At 35.7% G+C, this 571-nt stretch carries 1 protein-coding gene; it reads right to left on the bottom strand.

Going from position 1 to position 571, the window contains the following annotated elements:
- Positions 1–268, bottom strand: a 268-nt coding sequence (locus tag DN393_RS31135; protein ID WP_149174301.1) for a TVP38/TMEM64 family protein, incomplete at its 3' end; no start/stop codon positions are given.
- Positions 269–571: the final 303 nt, after the last annotated feature.

Raw genomic sequence — 571 nt, 5'->3', positions numbered from 1 at the left:
AAAAGAAACGACTTCGGCCAAAAAGGCGGATAATGAAATAGACAAGTAAGGCGCCCATTACTGATCCAAGCCAAGAATAAAGAAAACCGAGCCAAAATCCAAATGCAACAGCATTCGCCAGTACAAATACGATGAGCGGCAATGCCGGAATCAACGCTTCTATCATCGGTAAACCAATACCAAGAAGTGGTCCGAACGCTTTATAGCTTTCAACAATATGATCCATATTTTCTGGTGAAAAATACTCTTTGATTGTCTGAAAATCCATTCTACACTTTACCCCTTTACTCTAAGTACTACCTCTACTGTATCATCGCTTATATGAAAGAGGAAATGGTAGATACGTCATATGGAGATGTAATTATTAAGTTTCCATATCTCTCATTAGAATTCCTTCATTATTACGCTATGATAATCTATCAATATTCGACAGAATGTTTTGCGATTTTGGAAATAATCCTTTTGTTTTAATTGCAAATTCCTCCGTAACTGAAATTATATCGGCGGTTTTCTGAATATATCGATTGTAACTCGCATTTTATCAGCGATTTTTCAAATATATCAACCACAA

The organism is Bacillus sp. BPN334, assembly GCF_008368885.1.
Taxonomy (GTDB): domain Bacteria; phylum Bacillota; class Bacilli; order Bacillales; family Bacillaceae_G; genus Bacillus_A; species Bacillus_A wiedmannii.
Note: the sequence above shows the minus strand (reverse complement) of the source record. Positions and strands in the feature narration are given on the sequence as shown.